25 protein-coding genes, 2 tRNA genes and 1 pseudogene are annotated in these 23,174 nt (G+C 67.1%); 13 read left to right on the top strand and 15 right to left on the bottom strand.

Translation table 11 applies throughout. The features are described from left to right. Positions 1-33 precede the first annotated feature (33 nt). Positions 34-105 (bottom strand) — tRNA-Gly (locus SSPN_RS0111900). A gap of 23 nt (positions 106-128) precedes the next feature. Next, positions 129-200: transfer RNA gene (locus tag SSPN_RS0111895), tRNA-Pro, on the bottom strand. Positions 201-455: 255 nt separating this feature from the next. On the opposite strand from SSPN_RS0111895, the gene SSPN_RS53680 reads away from it, so the two are divergent. The 3 genes from SSPN_RS53680 (at position 456) to SSPN_RS0111880 (ending at position 3,201) form a co-directional block, all read left to right on the top strand. After that, complete coding sequence (locus SSPN_RS53680; protein WP_010694880.1) at positions 456-1,370, top strand: coiled-coil domain-containing protein; 915 nt, start codon at positions 456-458, stop codon at positions 1,368-1,370. A gap of 7 nt (positions 1,371-1,377) precedes the next feature. Next, complete coding sequence (locus SSPN_RS43520; protein WP_010694879.1) at positions 1,378-1,665, top strand: cupin domain-containing protein; 288 nt, start codon at positions 1,378-1,380, stop codon at positions 1,663-1,665. A gap of 90 nt (positions 1,666-1,755) precedes the next feature. Beyond that, positions 1,756-3,201 (top strand): Nramp family divalent metal transporter, encoded by a 1,446-nt coding sequence (locus SSPN_RS0111880; protein ID WP_010694878.1) that lies wholly within the window; start codon positions 1,756-1,758, stop codon positions 3,199-3,201. Positions 3,202-3,448: 247 nt separating this feature from the next. Here SSPN_RS0111880 and SSPN_RS0111875 read toward each other — a convergent pair whose 3' ends face one another. Continuing rightward, complete coding sequence (locus tag SSPN_RS0111875) at positions 3,449-5,008, bottom strand: hydantoinase B/oxoprolinase family protein (RefSeq protein ID WP_010694877.1); 1,560 nt, start codon at positions 5,006-5,008, stop codon at positions 3,449-3,451. Beyond that, positions 5,005-6,957 carry a hydantoinase/oxoprolinase family protein gene (locus tag SSPN_RS0111870; protein ID WP_044572854.1) on the bottom strand — a complete coding sequence of 651 codons (1,953 nt, stop codon included), beginning with the start codon at positions 6,955-6,957 and terminating at the stop codon, positions 5,005-5,007. The genes SSPN_RS0111875 and SSPN_RS0111870 overlap by 4 nt, the downstream gene beginning before the upstream one ends. Positions 6,958-7,661: 704 nt before the next feature. On the opposite strand from SSPN_RS0111870, the gene SSPN_RS0111865 reads away from it, so the two are divergent. From SSPN_RS0111865 to SSPN_RS62120, 4 genes are all read left to right on the top strand, one after another. Then, positions 7,662-9,524 (top strand): ABC transporter ATP-binding protein, encoded by a 1,863-nt coding sequence (locus tag SSPN_RS0111865; protein ID WP_010694873.1) that lies wholly within the window; start codon positions 7,662-7,664, stop codon positions 9,522-9,524. Continuing rightward, a complete protein-coding gene (locus SSPN_RS43515; RefSeq protein WP_010694871.1) occupies positions 9,521-10,405 on the top strand; it encodes a serine/threonine-protein kinase in 885 nt (294 codons plus the stop codon). Before SSPN_RS0111865 ends, SSPN_RS43515 begins: the two co-directional genes overlap by 4 nt. Positions 10,406-10,957: 552 nt before the next feature. Then, on the top strand, positions 10,958-11,146 hold the full coding sequence (locus tag SSPN_RS62125) for a hypothetical protein (protein ID WP_010694869.1): 189 nt from the start codon (positions 10,958-10,960) through the stop codon (positions 11,144-11,146). After that, the gene (locus tag SSPN_RS62120) at positions 11,119-11,379 is read left to right on the top strand and encodes a MarR family transcriptional regulator (protein WP_010694867.1); all 261 of its coding nucleotides are present in this window, start codon (positions 11,119-11,121) and stop codon (positions 11,377-11,379) included. Before SSPN_RS62125 ends, SSPN_RS62120 begins: the two co-directional genes overlap by 28 nt. A 10-nt stretch (positions 11,380-11,389) precedes the next feature. Here the strand turns inward: SSPN_RS62120 and SSPN_RS0111850 are convergent, their stop codons facing one another. From SSPN_RS0111850 to SSPN_RS0111840, 3 genes are read right to left on the bottom strand one after another with little or no spacing between them, the layout of a single operon-like run. After that, the gene (locus SSPN_RS0111850) at positions 11,390-12,040 is read right to left on the bottom strand and encodes a formylglycine-generating enzyme family protein (RefSeq protein WP_010694865.1); all 651 of its coding nucleotides are present in this window, start codon (positions 12,038-12,040) and stop codon (positions 11,390-11,392) included. A 15-nt stretch (positions 12,041-12,055) separates the two neighbouring features. Further along, positions 12,056-12,424, bottom strand: coding sequence for a DUF4180 domain-containing protein (locus SSPN_RS0111845; RefSeq protein ID WP_010694863.1), 369 nt, complete (start codon positions 12,422-12,424; stop codon positions 12,056-12,058). Further along, positions 12,417-12,869 carry a helix-turn-helix domain-containing protein gene (locus SSPN_RS0111840; RefSeq protein ID WP_029535230.1) on the bottom strand — a complete coding sequence of 151 codons (453 nt, stop codon included), beginning with the start codon at positions 12,867-12,869 and terminating at the stop codon, positions 12,417-12,419. The genes SSPN_RS0111845 and SSPN_RS0111840 overlap by 8 nt, the downstream gene beginning before the upstream one ends. A gap of 284 nt (positions 12,870-13,153) precedes the next feature. Between SSPN_RS0111840 and SSPN_RS62555 the strand changes: the two are divergent. Both SSPN_RS62555 and SSPN_RS58330 read left to right on the top strand, forming a co-directional pair. Further along, positions 13,154-13,354 (top strand): annotated as a pseudogene (locus tag SSPN_RS62555) (GrpB family protein); the annotation flags it as partial. A 34-nt stretch (positions 13,355-13,388) separates the two neighbouring features. Further along, entirely contained in the window at positions 13,389-13,562 is a 174-nt protein-coding gene (locus SSPN_RS58330; RefSeq protein WP_010694857.1) for a hypothetical protein, read from the top strand. Here SSPN_RS58330 and SSPN_RS0111825 read toward each other — a convergent pair. The 6 genes from SSPN_RS0111825 to SSPN_RS50840 all read right to left on the bottom strand — a co-directional run bounded on the left by SSPN_RS0111825 (position 13,523) and on the right by SSPN_RS50840 (position 18,416). Then, the gene (locus SSPN_RS0111825) at positions 13,523-14,797 is read right to left on the bottom strand and encodes an MFS transporter (protein ID WP_010694853.1); all 1,275 of its coding nucleotides are present in this window, start codon (positions 14,795-14,797) and stop codon (positions 13,523-13,525) included. The genes SSPN_RS58330 and SSPN_RS0111825 overlap by 40 nt on opposite strands. A gap of 34 nt (positions 14,798-14,831) precedes the next feature. Further along, complete coding sequence (locus SSPN_RS0111820; RefSeq protein ID WP_010694851.1) at positions 14,832-16,010, bottom strand: M20 metallopeptidase family protein; 1,179 nt, start codon at positions 16,008-16,010, stop codon at positions 14,832-14,834. A 314-nt stretch (positions 16,011-16,324) separates the two neighbouring features. After that, a complete protein-coding gene (locus SSPN_RS50850; protein WP_010314467.1) occupies positions 16,325-16,498 on the bottom strand; it encodes a DUF397 domain-containing protein in 174 nt (57 codons plus the stop codon). Beyond that, positions 16,476-17,057 (bottom strand): DUF5753 domain-containing protein, encoded by a 582-nt coding sequence (locus SSPN_RS54595; protein WP_148271951.1) that lies wholly within the window; start codon positions 17,055-17,057, stop codon positions 16,476-16,478. The genes SSPN_RS50850 and SSPN_RS54595 overlap by 23 nt, the downstream gene beginning before the upstream one ends. Positions 17,058-17,392: 335 nt before the next feature. Then, positions 17,393-17,566: a DUF397 domain-containing protein gene (locus tag SSPN_RS50845; protein WP_083821690.1), complete on the bottom strand. Its 174-nt coding sequence runs from the start codon at positions 17,564-17,566 to the stop codon at positions 17,393-17,395. Further along, on the bottom strand, positions 17,538-18,416 hold the full coding sequence (locus SSPN_RS50840; protein ID WP_085982071.1) for a helix-turn-helix domain-containing protein: 879 nt from the start codon (positions 18,414-18,416) through the stop codon (positions 17,538-17,540). Before SSPN_RS50840 ends, SSPN_RS50845 begins: the two co-directional genes overlap by 29 nt. 1,059 nt (positions 18,417-19,475) lie before the next feature. On the opposite strand from SSPN_RS50840, the gene SSPN_RS62550 reads away from it, so the two are divergent. Next, a complete protein-coding gene (locus tag SSPN_RS62550) occupies positions 19,476-19,901 on the top strand; it encodes a response regulator transcription factor (RefSeq protein ID WP_170121616.1) in 426 nt (141 codons plus the stop codon). 711 nt (positions 19,902-20,612) lie between these two features. On the opposite strand, the gene SSPN_RS0111805 is transcribed toward SSPN_RS62550, so the two are convergent. Beyond that, positions 20,613-21,311: a GNAT family N-acetyltransferase gene (locus tag SSPN_RS0111805; protein WP_010694840.1), complete on the bottom strand. Its 699-nt coding sequence runs from the start codon at positions 21,309-21,311 to the stop codon at positions 20,613-20,615. A 248-nt stretch (positions 21,312-21,559) separates the two neighbouring features. On the opposite strand from SSPN_RS0111805, the gene SSPN_RS0111800 reads away from it, so the two are divergent. From SSPN_RS0111800 to SSPN_RS56645, 3 genes are all read left to right on the top strand, one after another. Further along, positions 21,560-21,949, top strand: coding sequence for a VOC family protein (locus SSPN_RS0111800; protein ID WP_010694837.1), 390 nt, complete (start codon positions 21,560-21,562; stop codon positions 21,947-21,949). Between the two features lie 140 nt (positions 21,950-22,089). Further along, complete coding sequence (locus SSPN_RS0111795) at positions 22,090-22,386, top strand: hypothetical protein (RefSeq protein ID WP_010694835.1); 297 nt, start codon at positions 22,090-22,092, stop codon at positions 22,384-22,386. 88 nt (positions 22,387-22,474) lie between these two features. Beyond that, a complete protein-coding gene (locus SSPN_RS56645) occupies positions 22,475-22,630 on the top strand; it encodes a hypothetical protein (RefSeq protein WP_010694833.1) in 156 nt (51 codons plus the stop codon). 230 nt (positions 22,631-22,860) lie between these two features. Here the strand turns inward: SSPN_RS56645 and SSPN_RS54590 are convergent, their stop codons facing one another. After that, the gene (locus tag SSPN_RS54590; protein ID WP_143539519.1) at positions 22,861-23,124 is read right to left on the bottom strand and encodes a hypothetical protein; all 264 of its coding nucleotides are present in this window, start codon (positions 23,122-23,124) and stop codon (positions 22,861-22,863) included. Positions 23,125-23,174 lie beyond the last annotated feature (50 nt).

Here is a 23,174-nt window from a genome sequence, read left to right as displayed (position 1 = left end):
GAAATCTCCAACAGTCCACAGAATTGCTGCGAGACCTGGCGGCGAGGCTCGAACTCACGCCCTCCCGGTTGGAAGCCGGGTGCTCTACCGCTGAGCTACGTCAGGGTGCGGCGGAAACCGCCGCGTCGACATGGAGGCGGGACTCGAACCCGCGCCCTCCCGGTCCCAAGCCAGGTGCTCTACCGCTGAGCTACTCCACGAGAACGCCAAGATGCTAGCAAGCGAGCCATCCCGCCGAAAACCTATTTTCGGCCAAACAGGTCTCGGCGCGCGAAACCTCCTTCCATGCCACTGTGGACAGTGTCGTGGCGTCCGTGCTTCCCCTTCACGGGAATGAAGTTCATCGTTGTGCGGACAATTCACGTCATGCCGCCACCTGCGCCGAGAACTCGACCGGGCGCGACCGCCTTCGCGCAATCCCGGACGCACCCGAAGCGCTCGACCTCGACCCGCCGGTGAAGCGGACGCCCGGATCCCCGACGGGCGGCCGGGCCAAGAACGCGGTTCACGTCGCGCGCACCGCGCCGACGTGGCACGTTGATCCCGTGGAGTCGCAGGACCTGATCCGCGAGCTGTACGCGGCCGCCCCCGCCGAATTCGTCCCGGCCCGCGACCGGCACGCGGCGGCGGCCGCCGAACGCGGCGACCAAGACCTCGCAACCCGGCTCAAGAAGCTGCGCAAACCCACCGCGGCGGCCTGGGCGGTCAACCTCCTCGCCACCCAAGACCCCAGAAGCGTGGCCGCGTTCCTGGAGTTGGGCGAGAAGCTGCGAACGGCGCAGCGCGAACTGCGCGGTGACGACCTGCGCACCCTGGCCGCGGACCGCACCCGCCTCCTGCACGAGCTCACCAGCAGAGCCGCGGAACTCGTCGAGCAGCACGGCCACCGGCTCGCCGAACCAACCCGCCAACAAGTCGAGCAAACCCTGACGGCAGCCCTCTCCGACCCCGAAGCCGGGCGCGCGGTGCAAGCCGGAACCCTCGTCAAACCCCTCGAATACAGCGGGTTCGGCCTCGACGAACTCGCCGTCGCGGCCATCCGCCGCACCGCGACCCGCCCCAAGCCAAAGCGCGAGGCGGAGCCGCGCGAGGCACAGCGCAGCGCCGAGCTGCGCGAGCTCCGAGAGCAGGTGCGAAACACCGACGAGCAATTCGACGAAGCCGCCGACTCCCTGGAGGCCGCCGAGCACGACGAGCGCGAGGCCGAGCAACGCTGCGAGGAGCTGCGCGACGAGCTCGCCCGAGCGGAAGGCGAGCTGCGCGAGCTCCGTCGCAAAGCAAAAAGGGCGCGTCAGCGCCGCGAGCGCGCCCAGCACGACCGCGACGCGCTAGCGGAGCGGCTGCGCAGCGTGGAAGCGCGGGAGCGCTGAGCACGCGGTGCACGGCTACGTGATCGAGAGCAAGTGGCATTACTACGAACACCCGTGGATGGCCGAGACCGGCCACTACGTGTACGAGCCGCCGGGCGAGATCCACACCCTCGCAGTACCAGACGATTGCGACGAAATGGTCATGATCTTCAACATCGCCGGTGCGATGATCTACCTTGACGAGGCCGGTCACCGGGTGGGCTACGAAGACGTGTTCACCAAGATCGAAATGTGCCGTGCCCACTACGAAAAGGTCGGGCTCGGCGGCGAATTCGTCGACCAGTTCGTCCGTTGAGCCGCCACCGGCCCGCCCGGTCGCGGGCGGCCCAGCGCTGCCTCGGTGATCGGTCAGCTGAACAGGCGAGCCACGAACGAGGGTGATCAGATGGTCAACCACAAGGAAACGAGCCCGTCCGATCCGGCGAAAGTCTTTCCCGACAAGCATATTCCGCGCCCCCAGGTGTGCGACCTGCCCGAGCCGCCGAGCAGGCAGTGGCGCCTCATCGGGCCGGGCATCGTCGCCACCGGGGTGGGCCTGGCCAGCGGAGAATTCATCCTCTTCCCGTACATCACCTCGCAGGTCGGCCTGACGTTCGTCTGGGCCGCCCTGCTGGGGCTGATGACGCAGTACTTCCTGAACATGGAGATCGAGCGCTACACCCTGGCCACCGGGGAAACCGCGGTCACCGGCTTCAGCCGGCTGTGGAAGCACTGGGGCCTGGTGTTCGCGATCATGGCCTATTTCGCGAACCTCTGGCCGGCCTGGGCGACCAGTTCGGCGACGCTGGTGAGCTACGTCTTCGGCGGGAACGTCGCGGTGATCTCCGTGGTGATCCTCGTCGTCGTGGCGCTGATCCTGACCCTGGCACCGGCCGTCTACACGGCGCTGGAACGCGCGCAGATGCTCAAGGTGGCGGCCATCCTGCTGCTCATCGTGATCGGTTCGCTGTTCGTCATCGGCGCCAGCACCTGGGCGGCGCTGCCCAGCGTGATCACCCAGCCGCGGTTTCCCGCCGCCGAGGTCGGATTCGCCGTCCTGATGGGCGCGCTGGCCTTCGCCGGGGCCGGCGGCGGGCAGAACCTGGTGCAGAGCAACTGGATCCGGGACAAGGGATTCGGGATGGGCTGCTACCTCCCGAAGATCGTTTCGCCGCTGACCGGGGAGGCACAGGCGCGCGGCCAGGCCGGGTTCATCTTCCCGGCCACCGAGGCGAACCTGGCGCGCTGGCGGGCGTGGTGGCGGTTCGCCAACAAGGAGCAGGCGCTCACCTTCGTCGCCATCACCTTCCTGTCCATCATGTTCATGTCCCTGCTGGCCTACGCCACCGTCTTCGGCGGCGACGTGTCCAACGATGTGTCCAACGACGTGTCGTTCCTGCACGTCGAGGGCGAGCAGATGATGACTACGGCCGGGAGCTGGTTTGGCTATTTCTTCTGGGGCGCCGGGGCGTTCTCGCTGTTCGCGGCGGCGCTGGGCATCGTCGACTACACCAGCCGGCTGGCCGCCGACGTGCTGAAGACGACGTACTTCCCGAACGTCTCCGAGAGCAAGATCTACGCCGTCCTGGTGTGGGTCTTGGTGTTCATCGGCACGGTGGTCGTCGCTGCGGGGCTGGGCCAGCCGTTGCTGCTGGCCACCATCGCGGCCTGCGTTGGCGGGTTCATGATGTTCATCTACTCCGGACTGCTGATCGTCATCAACCGTAAGATGCTGCCCGCCGAGATCCGCGTCCGCGGTTACCGGTTGGCGGCGCTGGTGTGGTCGATCTTGCTGTTCGGGGTGCTCGCGGTGGTGACCGTGCAGCAGCAGCTGGACAGGCTGCTCGGCTGACCCGATCAGCTACCCGGCGAACGACGACCGGACGGACGACGGGCATGGACCCACCCAGCAGATCACGGGCTGCGAGGCGGCGGCCGTGATGGTCAGCGAGTGATCGACATGGCTGACAGATCACCGACCGCTGCGCCCCGGACGAGGAAGCCTCCGGCCGCTGGGGTCGGAGGCTCCGCCGGACCGGGAAATTCGGAAGCTCCACGTGCCAGCGCGGGGCGCCCGGTCGACACCCCCAGGGTAGCGCTCAGCGGCCGTCGCCGGGAGCTCCCCAGCTGCCGCCACCTGGGGTTTCGATGCGGACCCGGTCGCCTCGGCGCAGCGGCCAGGTGCCCTTGGCCGACAGCTGCTCCTCGGTGCCGTCCGGCCGGATCAGGACGTTTCGGCCCACCTCGCCCGGCTCGCCGCCCCGGGCTCCCGGCGGGGCGTGCTCGCGGCGTTCCGACTGGATCGTGAGCGTGCAGTCGGCGAGCGCTTCGATCTCGCGCACCAGGCCGTCACCGCCGGGGTGCCGACCCGCGCCGCCGGAGGACGGCCGGAGCTCGTAGCGCCACACCCGCAGCGGGTAGTCCAGCTCCACCGCCTCCGCAGGGGTGTTCTGGGTGTTGGTCATGCCCGTGTGCACCCCGGACATGCCCGGGCGCGCGGGGGTGCCGCCCTCACCGCCGCCGAGCGTCTCGTAGTAGCTGAACGCCGGGTCGCTGCCGCCGATGAGCAGGTTGTTCATGGTGCCCTGGCTCGCCGCCGGGACCTGGCCGGGGATCGCCTGGGCGAACGCGCCGAGGAGCACGTCCACGATGCGCTGGCTCGTCTCCACGTTGCCCGCCGCCGTCGGGGCCGGGAACGTCGGGTTGACCACCGTGCCCGCCGGCGCTTCGACGCGCAGCGCCCGGTAGCAGCCGGCGTTGGGCGGGGCGTCGGGGTCGGTGAGCATCCGGAGCACGAACATCGACGCCGACAGCGTCACCGCGAACACCGCGTTGCAGTTCACCGGGATCTGCTCGGCGGTGCCGTCGAAGTCCACCACCACCTCGTCGCCGGACACCGTCACCGCCGCGCGGATCGGGATCCCGTCGCCGATCTCCAGCACGTCCTCGTTGCGGTAGCACCCGTCGGGGATGTCGCGGATCGCCGCGCGCACCCGGCGGTCGGAGTAGTCGCATACCGCCGCCATCGCCTCGCGCAGCCGCTGCGCTCCCATCCGCTCGGCGAGCTCGCGCATCCGCACCACGCCGACGTGGTTCGCCGCGAACTGGGCGCGCAGGTCGCCACGGCGCTCCTCGGGGGTTCGCGAGTTCGCCGCGATCAACCGGACCACGTCCTCCCGTTCGCCGTCGGCATCGGCGATGCGGATCGGCGGGATGCGGACTCCTTCCATCGCGATCTCGGTTGCGGACGCCGGCATCGAGCCCGGCGCGGCACCGCCGACGTCGGCGTGGTGGGCGCGGTTGGCCACGTACCCGAGCAGCTGGTCGTCGTATCCGACGGCGGCGACGATCGTCAGGTCCGGCAGATGGGTGCCGCCCAGGTAGGGGTCGTTCACGCAGACCTGCTGGCCCGGTTCGAGCTGCCCGCAGGTGTCCAGCACGGCGCGGACGCTGGCCGGCATCGCGCCCAGGTGCACCGGGATGTGCTCGGCCTGCGCGACCATCTCGCCGTCGGCGTCGAACACCGCGGCCGAGCAGTCGGCGCGTTCCTTGATGTTGGGGGAGTAGGCCGCGCGGCGCAGCGCCACGCCCATCTCGTCGGCGATGCCGGCCAGGGCGTGGCGGAACACCTCCAGCTCGACGGCGGTCAGCTCGGTCATGTCAGCCGCACCACCAAGTTCCCCGATTCGTCCACTGTGGCCAGTTCGTCGTCGGCGAGCAGCGTCGTGGTGTCGGGCTGCTCGATCAGCGCCGGTCCGGCGACCTCGTCGCCCGGCCGCAGCACGGCCCGGGACACGATCCGCGCCCGCACCGCCCGGTCGCCGATGCCGATCTCGCGGTCCGGTTTGCGCTCCGGCTCGCCCTGGTCCCAGTCCTGCGGCGGGTCCGCGAGAACCGGCTCGCCCTGCGCGATGACCCGCAGCGTGACCACCTCGACCCGTTCGTCCCGCATCTCGTACCCGTACGACTCGCGGTGCGCGGTATGCAGCAGCTCGCTGAGCTCCGCTTTCTCGGTGACGTCGATCCGCAGCTCGTGAGACTGTCTCGCATAGCGCATGTCGGCCACCTTGGACAGCGCGATCTCCGTTGTCACGCCTTGCTTCTCCAGCTCCCGGTGCGCTTCGGCGGACAGCTCCGACCACGCTTGCGACAGTTCTTCGCGGGCATCCACCAGCACGGTGCGCGACGCCTCGAAACGCGGCGGAGCCAGCAGCAGGCCGAGCGCGCTGAGCACGCCGGGCGCGGGCGGCACAACCACGGCGGGGCAGCCGAGCTCCCGAGCCAGCGCCGTCGCGTGCAGCGGGCCCGCGCCGCCGTAGGCGACCAGGGCCAGCCCAGCCGGATCGATCCCGCGCTCGGTGCTGACCTTGCGCAACGCCCGCGCCATCGTCGCCCGGACGACCGACAGCACCCCGGCGGCCGATTCCGGCAGCGCATCCAGCGCCCGGTGCGCTGCATCGGCGTCCAGCCGCAAGCCGCCGCCGAGCTCGCGAGCCGGGTCGAGATGCCCCAGCGCGCAGTGCGCATCCGTCACCGTGGGCTCCTCGCCGCCGAGGCCGTAGCAGGCAGGACCCGGGTCGGCACCGGCGGAATGCGGGCCGACCCGCAGCGCGCCGCCGGTGTCCACCCAGGCGATCGACCCGCCACCGGCCCCCACGGTGTGGATGCCGACGGCGGGGGTCCGGAACGGCAGCCCCGCGATCTCCGACGACGTCGACACGTCCGGGCGGCCCTCGCGGATCAGGCAGACGTCGGTGGACGTACCGCCCATGTCGAAGGCGATGGCGTCGTCGAACCCGGCCGAGCGCGCGACCGCCCCGGCGGCCACCACGCCTGCGGCCGGGCCGGAGAGCAGCGTGTGCACCGGGGCCGTCGCGGCGAAGTCCACCCCGGCGGTGCCGCCGCTGGAGGTCATCACCGTGATCGCCGGATCGGGCAGGCGGGTGGTCAGGTTGGACAGGTAGCGGCGCATCACCGGCTCGATGGCCGCGTTGAGCACGCAGGTGGACGCGCGCTCGAACTCCCGGAACTCCGGCAGCAGCGCGCTGGACCGGGTGATCGGCACGCCGAGGTCGGCCAGCGCCGAGCACAGCCGCCGCTCGTGGTCGTCGCGAACATAGGAGAACAGCAGGCTCACCGCGATCGACTCGGGTTCGAGGCGGGCGACCGCGCCCACCACCCGCTCGATCTCGGCGTCGGTGAGCTCGACGATCGCCTCGCCCCGTGGGCTCATCCGCTCCACGACGGTGACCACCCGCTCATGCGGCACCAGCGGTTCGGGCTTGGTCGCGGACAGGTCGTAGAGGGCGGGGCGGTTCTGCCGGGCGATCTGCAGGACGTCGGTGAATCCGTCGGTGGTGACGAAGGCGGTGCGCGCGATCTTGCGCTCCAGCACGGCGTTGGTGGCGGTGGTGCTGCCGTGCGGGAGCAGCCGCAGCACGCCGCCGGGCAGGCTCTCGGCGACGCCGCGCTGGACCCCTTCCGCCTGGTTCGCCGGAGTGGTGGGCACCTTCACGGCCTTCGGCCGGTGACCGGGGGCGTGCACGACGACATCGGTGAACGTGCCTCCGACGTCCACCCCTGCACACGCTCCAGCCTGTCCAGACATCACAGTCACCTGCGGTCAATCATCCCGCATGGTCACCGGTCGGGCAGCTGCGCTGCGGGCGTTGCGACCGGGCGAAGAGAGCACTTAGCCCCTATTTCCGGCCAGCGGTGCAGCTGCAAATTGGATCAGTAGGGAAACCGAGGAACGATTCTCGCGCTCCCCGGGGTCGAACGGGGGCAAAATGGCAAAGCGCCTCTTCATCGCTTACTTACCTGCCGCTACGAGGCGCAGGGGGAACCGGAGTCTGCACACTCCCAACACCAGCCGCTGCAAGAAGCCGGGCGGCTGCCCGGCTGAGATCGTCTACTGATTTGGCGGTCACTCAGCGTCAGATGCCTGGCGTTGGTGGAACCCGATATCGGCGACGCAGCCAGCCGCTTCTGAAACGTATTTGCGAGCTGGGCTGGTGGGGCCTGACCGGGGTTGGCTTTGCCCGAACAGAGGGTTTTGGTCCCTGCTGCGGGAAACTGACCGGCGCGACGCTGTGTGTCGGAAAGCAGGAGATGCGATTCGCTCTTGATGCTAGGGGTAGCCGTGGCCAGGAGGATGTCCGCTGAGCGTTTGCCAGCCACCAGCGCCGTGCGTTCCACTCGCGTTCGCGCCGCTCGATACGGTTCACGGCTTCGCGCCGTCGGCGCACCGCTTCGTTCCGCCGTACGCGCTACTGATCCGCTGACCGGCGGCGGTTGGGATACCGCCGCCACATGCGTGCCATGACCCGGATATTCGCTTTCCTCGCCAGGCTGCGGGCATTGCTGGCCGTGCCCACCCCCGAATCCGGTGGCCTGGTCGAGCAGGCTCCGGTGGTCGGCGTCCGGGAGATCTTCCGGCGCTTCTGGCCCTACGCGCGCCCGTACCGGTGGTGGTGGGCGCTCGTGGTGCTGCTCGTGCTGGTCGGACCTGTGCTGGACACCGTGACTATCTGGCTGTTCAAGATCCTCGTCGACGAGGTCCTGGTGCCCAGGGACTTCGAGCTGTTCTTCGCCCTCGGCGGGGCCTACCTGGGGATCACGGTGCTGTCCGGGATCGTCGGGTTCACCGACGAATACGTGTCGACCTGGGTCGCCGAGCGGTTCCTGCTGGACCTGCGCACCGATCTGTTCGGGCACCTGCACGGGCTGTCCATCGGCTTCCTGGACCGGCGCAAGATCGGCGACATGTTGTCCCGGCTCACCGGCGACGTCTACGCGATCGAGAACCTCGTGTTGTCCGGGACGATCCAGGCGCTGTCGTACCTGTTCAAGATCGTGCTGTTCACCGGGGCGCTGTTCGTCCTGAGCTGGCGGCTGGCCGTGGTGTCGCTGATCGCGGTGCCGGCCTTCTGGGCGTCCGCGCGGTACTTCTCCCGCCGCATCAAGGCGGCTTCTCGGGAGAAGCGGCGGCGCAGCGGCACCATCGGCGCTGTCGCCGAGGAAAGCCTGAGCAACGCCTCGCTGGTGAAGGCGTACGGCCGGGAGAGCGCCGAAACTGACCGCTTCCACCGCGAGAACCTGGGCAGCTTCGCGGCCGAGATGGTGGCCACCCGGTTGCACGCGTTGTTCACACCGCTGATCGACCTGCTGGAAATCGGCGGGGTGCTGCTGATCGTCGGGCTGGGCACCTGGGAACTGTCCCGGGGCTCGATCAGCCTCGGCGGGCTGCTGGTGTTCCTCGGTTACCTCAGTCAGCTCTACAGCCCGGTGCGGGGATTCGGGCGGCTGACCAACACCGTCTACGCGGCCTCGGCCGGCGCCGAACGCATCATCGAGCTGCTCGACCAGGTTCCCGAGGTGCGCGACCCGGTCCGGCCGCGGGGCCTCGGCCGGGTCCACGGCGACGTGGTCTTCGACGACGTCAGCTTCCGGTACCCGAGCACCGACTGCGACGCCGTGCACCGCATCAGCTTCGACGTCCACTCCGGACAGACGATCGCGCTCGTGGGGGCCAGCGGGTCGGGCAAGTCCACCACGGGAAAGCTGCTGCTCCGGTTCTACGACCCGGATTCCGGCGCCGTGACCATCGACGGCGTCGATCTGCGCGAAGCCGAGCAGCAGGCGGTGCGGCGCAACATCTCGGTCGTGCTGCAGGACGCTCTCGTGGTGGACGACAGCGTCTGGGAGAACATCGTCTGGGGGCGGCCCGACGCCACCGAGCGGGAGGTGCTGGAGGCGGCTCGTAGCGCGGACGCGCACGAGTTCATCACGGCGCTGCCAGACGGCTACCGCACCAGGGTCGGGGCGCACGGACGCCTGCTGTCGGGCGGGCAGCGGCAGCGCATCGCCATCGCCCGAGCGATGCTGCGCGATGCGCCGATCCTGCTGCTCGACGAGCCAACCGTCGGGCTCGATGCGGCATCCAGCGCGCGAGTGCTGGCCCCGCTGCGCCGGCTGATGGTGGATCGCACCTCCATCGTCGTGTCGCACAACCTGATCACGGTCCGCGACGCGAACCTGATCCTGCTGCTCGACCACGGCCGGATCGCGGAGTCCGGCACGCACGCCGAGCTGATGCACCGCGACGGCGGCTACGCGTCCCTGTACCGGCTGCAGCAGCGGGACTCGACCTTGCCGCAACGGGAGCCCGCATGACCACGTCCACCGCGCCAGCACCGCTGCGCCGAGGCCAGGAGATCGCGGCCGGCTATCCGGTGATCGAACACATCCGGCGCGGCGAGGCATACGACTCCTACGACGCCTGGAGCACCCGGCGCTACAGCCGGTGCTTCATCAAGGCCGTGCGTCCCGACTGCGCAGCCTGCGCCGACGTGTGCGAAAGCCTCGTGATCGAAGGGAAGCTGCTGTTGACGTGCACGCATCCGCACATCGTGCGCGCATACGAAGTCACGGAAGCGGCGGACGGTTTGCCGGTGCTGATCATGGAAACGCTGGCCGGGGCGAGGCTGGACAGCTTGCTCGACGGTGGGAAACGCCGTCTTACCGCCCGCGAACTCGGCTACCTCGGTCAGCACGTGTGCTCGGCGATCCGCTACCTGCACGACCGTGGCTACCTGCACCTGGACCTCAAGCCCGGCAACATCATCGCGGAGTGCGGCCGCGCGCGCGTTATCGACCTGGGCCTTGCCCGGTCACCGGGCCCCAGCCGCGGCGGGGCCGGAACGCCGTGCGCGATGGCGCCGGAACAGGTTCGCGGCGGGATGCTCGGGCCGGCGACCGACGTCTGGGCCATCGGCCTGGTGCTCTTCGAAGCCGCGACCGGATTCAACCCCTTCGAGGTGCCGGGGCAGTCGCAGCGGACCGGGGCGGAGCTGTTTCCCCAGTTGGAGACGGCCGCGCCACCAATCCGCGCTGCGCGGCGGCTGCCTCGAGCGCTGGCGGATTCGATCGACGGTTGCCTGTTGTCGCACCCCGATCAGCGCCCGACGCTGGCGCAGCTCGATGCGGTCCTCGCCACGATCACCGGCGACGAGGACCTGCGGACTCTCGACGGTGCCGCGGCCCCGGAGCGCTGACCGTCCGCCCCGGGCCGTTCTTGACCGTGGACCCTCCTAGCCACAAGCTGAACCAGCGATGTAGACGGTTAGATGTCTACATCATTCGCGGTTGCCTTTCGGCCACCATGCCTCCTCGGATTTCGCCGGAGGATCAAGGAAACCGGCGAACTAGGTGTCCCCGGCGTTCGGCCTGCTCCGGTCCCGTGAGTGGTTTCGGGTGCCATCGAGGGCTGTTTTGGAAGGTGCTGGTGTGAAGCGAACGGACCGTTTGTGTCGTCTACAAAGGTGAACGGTCCGTTCACTTCACAGCGGTTGCTGTCCTGCCGGTGTCTCAAACCCTCCCTTCGCGGCCCCGCCGCCTCGCCAGTGCTCGCATAGCGGGACGGGCCGAACACGCCCGCCGGCCCCGCAGCGGAATCACCATGCCGCCCACGTTGCACCGGGCGGCGCGTTCGCGGACCGCCGAGCCGACTGCCATGCGAGCTCCGGAGAAGACGCGGAAAGCCTCGTTACTTCATCTGGAAGTCTTACGATCCTGGCGGGGAAGCGCGAGAGTGAGGATCGGGGAGGATGGCAGCACGTGATGTCGCCGCGGGTCCGCCGCTGACCCGGACACTGGCCAGGGCGGCTCGCGCGGTCACCGCGAGCGTGGAGCAGGTGGTCCGGCCGGAGGGGCTGACCTTCGACCAGTGGCTGGTGGTGGAAACCTGGCCAACGAAGAAAGCTTGGCGATGGCGGCGCTCGCGGAGCGCGCCATGATCACCGGGCCGACCCTGACGCGGCTGGTGGACCGGCTGGTCACGATGGCCCTGGTGTACCGGGAGGTGGACCAGGCGGATCGCCGCAAGGTGCTGGTCTACCTGACCCGCCGAGGTCAGGTGGTTCACCGCCGGGTTGCCTCGAAGGTCGCCGAGGTCGAGCGGAACCTCCTGGGCGGCCTCAAGAGCAGCGCAGACATCCTCGAAGCCCTGGAGGAGCTGGCCGGGCGCTGACCGAGCGGGGTCACCGTGAGCGGGCCAGCCGGAATCCCAAGTCGTCCGTGCGCAGAGTCGGGTGGCTCTTGCGGCGGCACGACGCCCGGCAGCCTCGCGGCCGGTCGCACCAGCCGCCGCCTCGGAACACCCGGTACGGGCCGTAGACCGCGGGATCGTATACGTCCCAACACCATTCCCACGCGTTGCCGATCATGTCGTGGAGTCCCCACGAATTCGGCTTCCTGGTTGCGACTTCGTGCACCTCGTCGCCGGAGTTGTCCCGGTGCCAAGCGATTTCGTCAAGCTCGCCGTAGCGGACACCGGAGGTTCCGGCCCGGCACGCGTGTTCCCACTCCGCTTCGGACGGGAGCCGGTAGCCGTCGGCCTCCCAGTCGCAGACCACGTCGTGCGCGTCGGGGTCGTCGCCGATCGAGTAGCTGGGTTCGAGCCCCGTCGCCTGCGAAAGCAGATTGCAGAACCGGACGGCGTCCATCCAGGAAACCTCGGTCACCGGGGTCTGTGGCCCCGCGGAACTCGCCGGTGCCTCGCCCCGAACGTCCCGGTAGAGCTCGCGGGTCACGGGGTGCGGGGCCAGCCGGAAAGCGGCGAATTCGACCGTCCAGCAGGTCTTCGAGCCCTCGTCACGCAGGGTGATTTCGCCGGCGGCGATAGGGATCATGTCGGGGCTCACCGCTCAGCCCGCGTCGCGCAGCCTGGCGTCGAGCGCGTCGAGGTCGGGGACGAACCAAACGTGGTCGGCCTTGTTCGACTCGTGGACGAGGGCCCGCAGGGCCGAGCTGGCCGCCAGGTGCCGGGAGATGTCGCCGACGACGACCAGGCGCACCCGGTAGGTGACGAACTTCTGCATGACCTCGCCGGCGAAGCGGGTGCCCAGGGTGAAGAAGCGCTTGTCGAGCCGGCTGGCGGGCACCGCGACCACCTCGGCGCCGGCATAGGACGCGCCGATCAGGTCCAGGGCGTCCTGCGTGGTGGTCACCGGCGGCCCGGCCGGGTCGCACACCAGCACCTGCACCCCGGCCCGCTCCTCGATCGCGTCAGGCACCGCCGACCTCCCCGGAGAGCAGGCCGTTGTCGCCGTCGAGCACGGCTTCGATCAGCTGCAAGATCTCGGCGGTGGCTCCTGCACCGCCGAGGACCACGAACTTCATGCGGTTCCGCTCCTCGTCGTGGACAGTCTGGATGCGCAGCGGGTGCGCGGGGTTGCTGGCGGAGTTCGCGCCGGCCAGCACGAGCGTGCTCAGCCGGTCGGCCGCGGCCCGGTCGACGCCGTCGATCTGCACGATGCTCGACACCTCGACAGGTGCGGCACCGGCCGATGACGGCTGCGGTTTCCCGGTCAGCTCCTCCAGGTCGGCGCGGGCGATCCGGTACTGCTTGCCGATCCGCACCGCTTTGAGTCGTCCGGAGCGGATGTAGCCGCGCACGGTGCGAACATGCAGGCCGAGCCGGTTGGCGACCTGTTCAACCGAGTACATTTCATCACTCATCGTTCTCCATGATAGTCCAGATGGGGAGTGATGAGGAAGTTTATCGCGCACGCCGCAGGGCTGCGATCGTGAGCCGGTTCGCTGCTCGACGCGCGTCGGATGCTGGGCCCATGACCGACGATCCGCAGACCGAGTGCCTCCAGCCGCACGACCGCATCGACGGTCCGATCACGCTCGCTGAGCCCGACCCGGCCTGGGTGCGGCAGTACGCGCGCGAATAGGAGCGCATCCGCGCGGCGCTCGGCCCGCTGGTCGTCCGCGCCGGGCACGCGGGGTCGACTTCGGTGCCCGGTCTCACGGCCAAGCCGATCCTCTACATCGTTCTGGCGGTCGCCGACTCGGCCGACGAAGCCGCGTACGTCCCGCACCCGGAAGCAGCCGGTTATGCGCTGCACGTAAGGGAATCCGGCTGGCACGAGCACCAGCTGCTCCGGGGCCGGAACCCGGCCGTCAACCCGCATGTGTTCTCGACCGGGTGCCCCGAGATCGAGCGGATGCTGTTCTTCTGCGACTACCTCCGTGCCCATCCGGCGCGACGTCGACGAGCGCACGAAGCGCGAACTCGCCGCCGCTCGGCGGGCGCACGTCCAGGACTACGCCGATGCCAAGACCGCCGTGGTCGAGGAGATCATCGCGCAAAGCGGCGGACGAGCTCAGCCGAGGGTGATGTCCTTGGTCTCCGGCATGCGGTAGGCGACGACGGCGCTGATCACCAGCAGCACCACGGCGTATCCGAGGAAGACGTCGCCGCGACCACCGCTGGCGAGCCAAGTTTGCAGGTACGGCGCGCTGCCGCCGAACGCTGCTGTGGCGATGGCGTAAGGGAATCCGGTGCCCGCCGTTCGCATCTGGGTCGGGAACAGCTCCGCGAATACCGTGGGCATGATCGCCGGACCGGGCGCGATCACGAGCAGCGCGATGATCATCGCCACCGCGAACTGCCAGACCTGGTCCCGGACGAGCCAGCTGAGCGGGTAGATGACCACCGCACTGCCCACCAAGGAAAGCAGCAGCAAGGGCCTGCGGCCGATGCGGTCCGAAAGCGCCCCGAACAGCGGCAACGACAAAATGAACACCGCGTTGGCCACGGCGCCGACCCACAGCGCCGCGGCCGGGTCGAGTTCGTGGATGCTGATCGCCTGCGCGGGCGCGGAGACCACCCAGGTGTAGAACACCACGGTGCTGCCGACGGTCAGCCCGATCACCCGCAGGCATGCGGTGCGCTGCTCCCAGAAGCTCCGCCACAGCGGCGGCCGGGCCGCGGTCCGCTGCCGGTCGAAGACCTGCGTCTCGGCCAGCCGCAGCCTCATCACCAGGGTGTAGAGCCCGACGACGCCGCCGAGCAGGAACGGCACCCGCCAACCCCACGCGCTCATCGCGCCCGGCGGCAGTGCCGTCGTCAACGCTGCGGCGAGGGCGGAGCTGGCCAGGATTCCGCTGGTGCCCGAAACGTAGACGAGGCTGGACCAGATCCCGCGCCGGCCCTGCGGCGCCATCTCGGCCACGTAGGTCTGCACCGCCGGCATCTCGCCGCCGTGCCCGAGTCCCTGGCACAGCCGGGCGACCACGAGCAGCAGCGCCGCGCCGATGCCGATCGACTCGTAGGTCGGCGCGATGCCGATCAGCAGGCTGCCGCCGGAGGCCAGCGCGATGGAGCCGATCATGGCGGTGCGACGGCCGAGCCGGTCACCGAACCAGCCGAACAGCAGTCCGCCCAGCGGCCGCATCAGGAACCCGACGGCGAAGATCGCCAGGCTGGACAGCACCGCGCTCGTGCTGTCGTGGGTGGGGAAGAACTGCGCGGCGAAGAACGGGGTGAACACCGCGTAGGCGTTCCAGTCGAACCACTCCAACGCGTTGCCCGCGCCGGTGCTGACGATGGTCCGCCACTTCGGTGGCGTTGCGCGCTGCTCGGTCTCGGTGGTCAATGCTGCCTCCGGATTTCTCAACGCTGACAACGGATTACGCGCGGGCCAGGCGGTGGATGGCGAGTTCGGCGTAGAGCGCAGCGCCGCCGGCGAGCACGCTGTCGTCGAAGACGGCGAACTGGGAGTGGTTGTCCGGCGCGGTGTCTGGGTCGCGGTCCGGTGGGCAGGCGCCGAGGAAGATGAACGCGCCCGGCACCTGTTCGAGCACCCGGGAGAAGTCTTCGCCGCCGGTGACGGGGCGGTCCAGCCAGGAGAACCGGTCGCCGCGAAGCTCCGTCGCGACCTGCGCGGCGAACTCGGCCTCGGCGTCGTCGTTGATCGTGGCGCGCACGTACTCGCTGAGCTCCACGTCCACCTTGACGCCGTGCGCCGCCGCGATACCGTTGCAAACGGAGGTGATCCCGTCCCACACCGCGTCCCGTGCGGACGCCGAGAACCAGCGCAACGAGCCGTCGAAGACCGCTTCGCCCGGGATCACGTTGCCCGCGTTGCCGGAGTGGAAGGCGCCGATGGTCAGCACCAGCGTCTCGAACGGGTCGATGGTGCGCGCGACCAGCGCCTGTAGCGCGCCGACCATTTCGCAGGCCGGGGCGATCGGGTCCTTGGCCCGGTGCGGGGTGGAGCCGTGACCGCCCGCGCCGCGCACGGTCACCCGCAGCAGGTCGCCGCCCGCCATGAGCGGGCCACGCCGGGTGAGGAAGGTGCCGAGGCCGTGGCGCGCGGCCATGACGTGCATGCCGTAGGCGGCCACCGGGCGGGCCCCGGAGGCTTCCAGCACGCCTTCGGCGATCATCTTCCCCGCGCCGTCGCAGCCTTCCTCGCCGGGCTGGAACATCAGCACCACATCACCGGCCAGCTCCGCGCGCCGTTCGGTGAGCAGCCGCGCCGCGCCGACCAGCATCGCGGTGTGCAGGTCGTGCCCGCACGCGTGCATCCTGCCGTCGATCCGGGAGGCGTAGTCCAGGCCGGTCCGCTCCGTCACCGGCAGGGCGTCCATGTCGCCGCGCAGCAGCACCGTCGGCCCCGGACGAGAGCCGCGCAGCACCGCGGTGATGGAGCTCAGCCCGGTGCCGGTGGTGATTTCCAGCGGTAGCCCGTCCAGCGCGGCCAGCACTTTCTCCTGGGTGCGCGGCAGGTCCAGCCCGATTTCGGGCTCGGCGTGCAGTTGCCGCCGCAATCGGACCAACTCGTTTTGCAGCTCGCGTTCGGACAACGGCCGTCTCCTCACCTCGTGATCACGTCAAGGTCATGATGACCGCCCGTCATCCGCCGGGCACAGAATGTCGGGAAACCGTTGCGGATGCGCGTTCGCGCGCCGGCCCGTTCAACCACGGACGGCCCTACCAAGACACAGCAACCGGACACACCCTGACACGCTCGCGCCAACGATGGGTGTGCAATCAATGCAGTTTCGACGTTGTTGAGCGCGACTACTCCAACGTGGAGAGGCATGATCGAAGATCATCGAAGATACAACGGCAGAAACTGACAATGACGCCCCGGTGCCACGCCCCGGGGCGTCATCATTCAGCGGTCAAAACGACCGTGCTGCACAGCACGAACGAAGGTGCTCACGTCGACAGCCAACGTCGGCCCGTGAGGGTCCTTAGAGTCTCGAATTTCGTCTAACGTGGTGGTCAGTTCGACGCAGTTGCCGTTCACGTTGCTGTACGAGCTCTTACGCCAATATTTCGGGTTCATCGTTCTGGTGCTCCTCAACTATTGTTTGTGCTATCAGATCAATCGATTTGCTCTGATTCAATGCGTATTCGCCAATCATGTCAAGCGCCTTGCGGTACGCATCGACATCATTGGAATCGGTGACGAACGCGCTCGAACTATAGTGTTCGAAGTGCACATAAGGCGGAGCGTCTGAGAACTCGTAGAGCACGAATGGTCCAGCGGTTCCCGGATGCCAGCCGGTACGTATTGGGACCACGCGAAGCGTAACGTTCGAATTTTCTGCACAGAATTTAATCAAGTATCGCAATTGGTCGATCATTGCGATACTTGACCCGATTTGCTGACGCAAGGCAACGTCACCAACAAGCACCTCATAGTGAACCGGATTCCGCTTTGTAAGGATCTCCCGGCGCGACACTCGAACCATTACACGTGACTCAACATCATGTTTCGGGTGTCCGTCAGCTTGTGCAACTCCCATAGCCGGTGTCGAAGGAACCATCGCCCAAGGCATCAGCGCCCCCGCCTCAGCGCCTGGCTCACCGACCCCCCCGTCTTGCAGCTCGCGTTCGGACAACGGCCGTCTCCTCACCTCGTGATCACGTCAAGGTCATGATGACCGCCCGTCATCCGCCGGGCACCAGAATGTCGGGAAACCGTTGCGGATGCGCGTTCGCGCGCCGGAAGGGGTCAGGACAGCGACAAGCCCAGTTCTTCGAGCGCTTCCTGCAGCCGGCCCGTTCAACCACGGACGGCCCCACCAAGACACAGCAACCGGACACACCCTGACGCGCTCGAACCAACGATGGGTGTGCAATCAATGCAGTGGAGAGGCATGATCGAAGATCATCGAAGATACAACGGCAGAAACTGACAATGACGCCCCGGTGCCACGCACCGGGGCGTCATCATTTAGCGGTCGAAACGACCGTGCTGCACAGATCGAACGAACATGGACACGTCGACAGCCAACGTCGGCCCGTCCGGGTCCTTGGAATCGCGGATAGCGTCTAATGTGGCGGTGATTTCGACGCAATCGCCATTGATGTTGCTGTAGCTACTTTTGCGCCAATTGTTCTCGTGCATCATTTTCTTGATACTCCTCCACTATGATCCGTTTAATGAAATCCATCGAATCAGCGCTGCTGAAGGCGTATTTGCTGATCATTGCAATAGCTTTGCGATACGCTTCAATGTCGTCAGAGTTTGTGACGAATGCGCCCGAACTGTAGTGTTCAAAATGAACGAAAGGTGGCGAGTCTGGGAACTCGTACAGTACGAACGGTCCGGCCGTTCCAGGATGCCAACCTACCCGCGTAGGTACTACACGGACATTAATGTTGTCGTGCTCGGAACTAGTCGTTAGCAAGTGCCGCAATTGGTCGAGCATCACATCCGATGATCCAATAGACTGCCTTAGCACACCCTCGCCGATCAGCATATCGAACTTTGCAGGGTTGCGACGCGACAGTACTTCGCGTCTCGCCAGGCGAACCATCACACGCGATTCAACCTCATGTATCGGGAGGTCGCCGCTCATTGCGATAGCTCGAACGTAATCAGCAGTCTGTAGCAGGCCTGGAATAATCATAGGCGACCAATAAACTATTGCCGACGCTGCACGCTCACTCTCGACGGCTCCCGCTAGCTGCTGCGGTATTCCAGGCATTCCAACAGTTAGCCAATTCGGCTCACTCGCGTTCTTCGCGAGATCGAGAATACGTTCACGCTCGCCCGGTTCTGTACCGAGTACAGCCAAGATCATGGCGGTTGTTTCAACACTAGGTACCCGCTTGCCAGTCTCTATCTTTGATAGATGAGACTGATCAATCGTCAGCTTTCTTGCAACCTCGCGAAGACTTATTCCGCGTTCTTTGCGAGCCTCTCGCAACGCTGCCGATAGCGCCCGTGCTCTTGGTGACCCGTTAGTAGCCATGCGATACATCCTTCGTGTCATCCGGGCGAGATCACCCGTTTAGGGCAATTGCGTGGTCATGGCCGCCTCACCCAACCTCTAGTCACCATCGATCAACCGTTGCGTCAACAGCGTACGTCCCAGGTCAATATTAGGAGGCATCATGGCGGGTCACAGCGCAGTTTCTGGTCCACCTGGCCCAGCTGTTCCGCCCGGCCAGATGCCCGAGGGTATCGGCGTGCGGTGGTTCCGCTATAAACATGGCGTCGTAGGTGAGTCGAAACGTGTCCTGCACTGCGCGGAAGAATCTAGGGATGGCACGGTGACGTCCGTGTCTGGGGAGAAGTTCCGACGCGTGCTGGTGGAGGTGTGCGAGGAGGGTGACGGGGCAGCGTGCGTTCCCTGCCTGCTAGTCGTTATTTCCAGAGCTGATCGACCGGCCGATATGCCACCCGTGGTGAGTCAGGTTCCGGCCGACACGCTTGCTGTGATGCTTGCCGAAAGCCAATGGGCCATCAGCGATGCACAGTTCAATATCGTGCGGGGGGACTACCCCCTAGCGAATCAGGTAGTGCTAGCGGATAAATTGCGGCGGCTCTCCCATGTACTTCACGTTCGGGCGCATGCCATGCGATCAGACGGGGGCACCGGGTGAGCGGATCGGGCTTGTCCGGACCAGCTCCCGCGATGGAAGGGGACGCGTGTCTGCCTGGGGTCCGGGTGGTTTGGACTGACCATCTCGGGTATGCACACGAACGCAAGCCCGGCACCATCGCGACGTCGCGATGCGGACGCAACATGGGCAAGTCCAATACGCCACCTTTCGTGAGACCGTGCCGCGACTGCATTGAAGAGGCATTGCGGGAAGAGTCACCCTCCGAAATGGCTATCGGACGGCATAGACGTACCGCATGACCCCAGACACGGCCCGGTGCCGGTCGACACTGGATATCCAAATGTCGTGCCCCCCGGCCCGGCATCGGTCCGTCGCGGCCGGTTGGCGGCAGATCCTCCAGCCGCCAACCGGCCGCACCCACGTGATTCCCTCATTTTCATACTAGTACGAACGGTATTAATGTAGTGCGAACGTCACCGCAAAGATTCAGCACAGACAAGTTGATAAATCTCACCAAGGAAGAGAGGGACGTCATATATTGTATCGCCTGCGAACTTACCGACAATGAAATTGCGATGCGGTTGCACATCGCGAAAGATACCGTAAAGTCCCGAACGCGTAACATCTACCGCAAATTTAATCTACGCAACCGTGTCGGTGCTGTGATTCTGGGATACGAGCTAGGAATCCTCAAGCCGTCAAATTCCGAGCAATTCAGAAATGTCGAATATTCGCCGATTGACCATACATCCCGCATATGTCTGCCGGTCTGTCAACAAGACATGAAAGAAATCGAAGCTTTGGCGGATCTTCTTGCCAGGCGCATGAAAAAATATCTCCACACTGAGGCCATGAGCCGACAATGGGAACAAGCGAGAAGCCGGTCCTAGTCGCGACCTCGCCACCTGTGCGATGCACGCGAGACGAGGGCGCGGTTTCCGGTGGGAGATCATCGGGTTGTTCAAGCCGTGACGGTCTGTCCAGGAGCCGCGCTCTCGTGTTCTTGGCTTCCCTGATTCGGGTTGTGCTTGACCGGCCCACCCTCACAGTCGAGTCCTTGCGGGGTCGTGTGACTCCCGGTGCGAAGACGTTCATCGAGTCCGCCTCGGCGGAGAGAAGCCGCAAGTTCCATTGAAATCGAACCTTCGATTTCAATGGAACTTGCGGACCGTCGGCGTGTCGCATCCCGACACGCCGATGCCTGTGGACAACCTCCGCAATTTCAATGGAAATCGTGGGCGGGTACGGACGTGCCAGGACCCGCAGCCTGGAAGGTCTTTGTTCTGGACGGAAACTTGCGAACCGGATATGGCGCTGGCGCCGACCGAACGGCACAGCCGCCGGTATCGAAACGGTCCACCACCTGGCCAACCTGTCCACCACCTGGGCAACCTGCCACCCACCTTCCCGCCCGAAACTACCTAAACCGGACAGGTCAACCTTGCACACGCCCCGGCACCTGTGCGATGCCCCTGCACCACAGGTGCGGGGGCATCGTCATACCTCGGCAGCACCGACGCCCCACGCCGGCACACCCCGCACCACCGCCACAACGGCACGCTTGTGCTCACTGTAAATGCGCGTATGAGCGTTGACGGCCTCTACCGCAATCCGAAGGACGTCTCCGGCACCCGCACGGCGGAGAAGGTCAGCCGGTATCGCAGCCGGAAGCCCAGCGACTCGTAGAGGCGGATGGCGTTGGTGTTCGACGCGGTCGTGTGCAGGAACGGCTTCTCGCCCCGCGCCCGGATACCGGCGGCAACGGCGAGTACGAGCCGGGTTGCCAGACCGTGCCCTCGGAATGCCGGATCGGTGCAGACCGCGCTGATCTCCGTCCATCCCGGTGGGCGCAACCGCTCGCCGGCCATCGCGATGAGCGCGCCGCCGCGCCGGATCCCCAGGTACCGGCCGATCTCGACGACGCGTGGCAGGAACGGCCCGGGGTTGGTGCGCTTGACGAGGTCGAGCATCTCCGGCACGTCAGCGGACGTGAGCCGCACCGCCTCGGCGTCCTCGGCGTCGGCCACGCCGTCGTCGACCAGTTGCACGCCGGGAAGCTGCTCCAAGACCTCCCAGCCGGGAGGGGGTGTTCGCCGCCGACCGGAGAATGCGACAACCGCCCCCGGACCGGCCAATTCCGCGACGTCCCGCCAGCCGTCCTCGTCGAACTCGTCCGGGATGGCCAGGAACGGTGCCACGTCGACCGGGTAGCGCAACACCCGGCCGTGCTTCTCGGCGAACCGGGCGTGCGGGCCGGTCAGCGAAGCCCACGCGGGATTGTCGAGCAGCGGAGATGTCATCGGCGACGTACCTCGCCCGTCCGGAACCTCATGTCCTCCACCTTTTCGCGCGACGTCACGCCGTTCAAGTGTCCGCGCCCCGCCGGTATTCCCATATCACCGGGTGGGAATCCGGTTGTGGACGAATGCGGGCGCCTGCCCACACAACCGGCTTGACGCGTCGAATGCGTCCGTGATCTGATTCTGGCAGCGTCGCGTGCCGGTGGCGGACAACGTCAGGCATGGAGGCGCGGTTTCGAAGGGTCTTCATGACCACTCTTTTCAATCACACCATCGTCGCCGCGCGCGACAAGCAGGAATCGGCATCCTTTTTCACGGAGATGTTCGACCTCCCGCCGGTGGAGCCCGGCGGCCCCTTCCTCACGGTCTACCTGGATGCGGGAGTGACGCTCCTGTTCGCCGAGCCGGGCATCGAATTCCCGCCGCAGCACTATGCATTCCTCGTCACGGAGGACGATTTCGACGGCATCTACGCCCGAATCCGAGCGGTGGGGCTCGACCACTGGGCGGATCCGCACGGAAAGCTGCCCCAGCAGTACAACACCAACCACGGGGGCCGGGGCGTCTACTTCCTGGACCCGTCGGGCCACTACCTGGAAGCGATAACCCAGCCCTACGGGGCAGATCCGCAGAAGTGACCGAAGTAGACGGTTAGTAGCAGCGCGGTGCCCGCCCGGTCCCGCATCGGGCGGGCACTGCGTCCGCGAGCCGAACCTGTTGTAGCGCTGGTGGTGGCTGGTACCGTCGGGTCAGCTTCAGGCGGAGGGACTGGTTCGCGATGGTCGACAGGCATCCCGAGGTTCCGTCCGAGGGTGAACGCGATCATGGCTTGTTGATCAGCGAGGAGCGGCAGCGCGACATGCTCTCCAAGCTCGTCGAGATCGAGCACGACATCCACCGGGCCACCCTCGATGCGGTTGGGGACGACGCCGCCAGCCGCGCCGCCGTCGAGGCGCATCTCGCCGAAATCACCGAGTTGACCCGGCAAGCCCGCCGTTTCGTCCGCAACGCGGTCACCGTCGAAGAGCGCATCGCCCACCTCGACTTCGACGTCGACGACCGGCCGGAGCGTTGACTTTCTGCCCGTAGAACAGGCGAAAACGTCCGGCACCGGGACAGGGACGGAGCCCGCAGCAGCGTCATGCAGTACGAGCTCGCTGACGGTGAATTCCGTTCCTCGAGCGTGGATCTGTTCGGGAAACCGGGCGTACTTCGCGACCGAGCCGTGGCCGGATCACCTGACCATCGAGCTGGTCGTCGAGTCTTCGGGCGAGTTCGGGGCGATCACCAGTCCGGCGCTGATCCGCACGCAGTACTAACCGGATCGTCTGCTGCTCGTGTTCAAGCGGGATGTCCTGCCCGCCGAGCCAGGGGAGGAGCAGGAGGGGCCTGCCGGATCCGACGTTCACGGGCGATCCGGACGAGGCCGTCCGGCTGTTCCGGGAGCACTGCCGGCTGCGCGCGGAGATCTTCGGTGCGGAGGAGGAAGACGAACCGCCTCCTCCGCTGGACGAAGCGGGCCGCGCCCGGTTCGGTTCTTGCCCGAGGATCAGTGCAGGGCGTGGCCGACGAGCATGGCCACCCCGAGGACCAGCGCGAGGACGGACAGGATCGCGCCGACCACGGCCAGCGGCTTGCCGCGGCGGCGGCCGGTGCAGCCGACGACCGCGAGGGCGAGTCCGGCCAGCCCGAACGGGAAGGGGATGTAGGGGCGCACGCCGGTCAGGTCGATCGGGAGGAACGGCAGCACGCACCCGAGAAGTCCGAGGATCATCGCGGCCCCGGCCAGCCCGAACCCCTTGGGCTCGTTCACCGCAGGTGATCCGCCGGTCCACCCGGGGCCAGCGGTGTTGGTCCAGGGCT

This window comes from Saccharopolyspora spinosa NRRL 18395, assembly GCF_000194155.1.
GTDB lineage: Bacteria > Actinomycetota > Actinomycetes > Mycobacteriales > Pseudonocardiaceae > Saccharopolyspora > Saccharopolyspora spinosa.
Note: the sequence above shows the minus strand (reverse complement) of the source record. Positions and strands in the feature narration are given on the sequence as shown.

What these genes read in the sequence shown, in the direction of transcription:
- SSPN_RS0111880 (WP_010694878.1), top strand. Translation starts at nt 1,756, where the DNA reads ATGGTCAACCACAAGGAAACGAGCCCGTCCGATCCGGCGAAAGTCTTT.
- SSPN_RS0111875 (WP_010694877.1), bottom strand. Translation starts at nt 5,008, where the DNA reads ATGACCGAGCTGACCGCCGTCGAGCTGGAGGTGTTCCGCCACGCCCTG.
- SSPN_RS0111870 (WP_044572854.1), bottom strand. Translation starts at nt 6,957, where the DNA reads ATGTCTGGACAGGCTGGAGCGTGTGCAGGGGTGGACGTCGGAGGCACG.
- SSPN_RS0111865 (WP_010694873.1), top strand. Translation starts at nt 7,662, where the DNA reads ATGCGTGCCATGACCCGGATATTCGCTTTCCTCGCCAGGCTGCGGGCA.
- SSPN_RS43515 (WP_010694871.1), top strand. Translation starts at nt 9,521, where the DNA reads ATGACCACGTCCACCGCGCCAGCACCGCTGCGCCGAGGCCAGGAGATC.
- SSPN_RS62125 (WP_010694869.1), top strand. Translation starts at nt 10,958, where the DNA reads ATGGCAGCACGTGATGTCGCCGCGGGTCCGCCGCTGACCCGGACACTG.
- SSPN_RS62120 (WP_010694867.1), top strand. Translation starts at nt 11,119, where the DNA reads ATGGCGGCGCTCGCGGAGCGCGCCATGATCACCGGGCCGACCCTGACG.
- SSPN_RS0111850 (WP_010694865.1), bottom strand. Translation starts at nt 12,040, where the DNA reads ATGATCCCTATCGCCGCCGGCGAAATCACCCTGCGTGACGAGGGCTCG.
- SSPN_RS0111840 (WP_029535230.1), bottom strand. Translation starts at nt 12,869, where the DNA reads ATGAGTGATGAAATGTACTCGGTTGAACAGGTCGCCAACCGGCTCGGC.
- SSPN_RS50850 (WP_010314467.1), bottom strand. Translation starts at nt 16,498, where the DNA reads ATGAACCCGAAATATTGGCGTAAGAGCTCGTACAGCAACGTGAACGGC.
- SSPN_RS50845 (WP_083821690.1), bottom strand. Translation starts at nt 17,566, where the DNA reads ATGCACGAGAACAATTGGCGCAAAAGTAGCTACAGCAACATCAATGGC.
- SSPN_RS50840 (WP_085982071.1), bottom strand. Translation starts at nt 18,416, where the DNA reads ATGGCTACTAACGGGTCACCAAGAGCACGGGCGCTATCGGCAGCGTTG.
- SSPN_RS0111805 (WP_010694840.1), bottom strand. Translation starts at nt 21,311, where the DNA reads ATGACATCTCCGCTGCTCGACAATCCCGCGTGGGCTTCGCTGACCGGC.
- SSPN_RS0111800 (WP_010694837.1), top strand. Translation starts at nt 21,560, where the DNA reads ATGACCACTCTTTTCAATCACACCATCGTCGCCGCGCGCGACAAGCAG.
- SSPN_RS0111795 (WP_010694835.1), top strand. Translation starts at nt 22,090, where the DNA reads ATGGTCGACAGGCATCCCGAGGTTCCGTCCGAGGGTGAACGCGATCAT.